The following is a 1,558-nucleotide window of genomic DNA, read 5'->3' as shown; positions in this document are numbered from 1 at the left end:
AACCGCTATTGCCGAGACAGCTTCCTCTCTTTTTTCGCTACCGCTGGCTGCCGAACTGGGCGCCGGTTGACTGTGAGGCATCTCCAGCAACAACGCCGAGGGCATCTCCTTTGACGATTTTTCTTCTGCAGAAGGGGTGGTTAACGCAGAACTGCTACTCTCTTCCTTGTCAGAAGATAGTGAATCGTTGGCGGTTGTTTCTTTCAATACAGGCACAGAGTCACTGGCGATGGGCTGCTCTGTCAAGACGACAACGCCATTTCCCTCATTACCGGAGACAAGAGAGCTGTTCGCTTTGTCACCCTCCTCTCTCTCCGCCATCTCATTGCCCGCACCTTGAGGGGGCTGATCGGCCACAGGAACGGTATCGACCACCTCTTCGCTCAACATATTGCCTGAAGAGGCTGGTTCGCTGACCAAAGTGGTGGAATTGGGAGGAGTTGGCAACTCGGCTGGCAGGCGTGCCGGGGAGTCCAACAATTGACTCTCCGCAGTTGGCGCTGCGGGCTCCTGCATTGCCTGCAGTGGAGCGCTCGCACCCCACAACAGCACCCACAAACCCACTATTTTCCAGCCTTGTTTGCTGATGTTGTGCCGAAGGCTATTCATCATTCCTCCTGAGAGCAGAGAGTTATCTCCGACGCATCACGCAGTGACCGTTTGTTTAACCGGTGTTTCGACCAGGGCGCGCAGCACTTCGCACCAACCCTTGGCGATGTTGTTGGCATTATAGCCACCGCCTCCCAAAGCCAACACCCGACCATGCCCAAACGACTCAGCCAGTTGCACCAAACGAGAGGTCACCAGATAGTGGGTAGTGGGAGAGAGGCGCAATTGGGTCAGCGGATCACCGGCGATGGAGTCGGTTCCGGCTTGTAAAATAATAAATTCCGGTTGATTTTGCTGCAGAAAGGCCACCACCTGGGGCCAGACCTGAGCAAAATGGCTATCGCCAGCCCCTGGAGGCAAAGAGATATTCAACTTGCTGCCTTCTGCATCCCCTTTGCCGCGTTCCTCTGCAGAACCGGTACCTGGATAGAGAGTGCGTCCATCTTGATGCAGATCGGCAAAAATAAGGTCGGGATCGTTCTCAAAAGCATAAAAAACACCATCGCCATGATGGGCATCGATATCGACGTAGGCCACTTTGCGAATCCCATATTTGCTGCGCAAGGTATGCACCACCACTCCGGCATCGTTAAACACACAAAAGCCACCGGCTATATTGGGACGGGCATGGTGCAATCCGGCGATGGGAATAAAGGCCCGGCGACAGCGGCCAGACATGATCTCCTCCATGGCCTGCAGAGCGGAGCCGACCACATGAGCCGCCGCTTCATAGACGCCTGGAAAAGCAGGGGTATCACCATGATCCAGCAAACCATTGCCACTCCGCGAACAGGCTTGCACCATGGCAACATAAGAGGGGGTATGAAAACGCTCCAACTCCTCCCGGCTGGCGATGACCGGCTGACGCAGCGCCACTTGGCTATCCAGTCCCAAACGGCAAGCCTCCTGCCAAAACACCCCCATGCGATGCGGCCCAAAAGGATGTCCA

General features: G+C 55.5%; 1 protein-coding gene and 1 pseudogene. Both read right to left on the bottom strand.

Features of this window, described 5'->3' with window-relative positions; genetic code table 11:
- Positions 1 to 612, bottom strand: a pseudogene (locus EJP87_RS16080) (hypothetical protein); the annotation flags it as partial.
- Between the two features lie 33 nt (positions 613 to 645).
- Positions 646 to 1,558, bottom strand: a 913-nt coding sequence (locus EJP87_RS16075) for an acetoin utilization protein AcuC (protein WP_130472860.1), incomplete at its 5' end; no start/stop codon positions are given.

Origin of the sequence: Candidatus Magnetaquicoccus inordinatus (assembly GCF_004217665.1) — a bacterium.
GTDB lineage: Bacteria > Pseudomonadota > Magnetococcia > Magnetococcales > Magnetaquicoccaceae > Magnetaquicoccus > Magnetaquicoccus inordinatus.
This window is presented reverse-complemented; position numbering and strand designations above follow the sequence as displayed.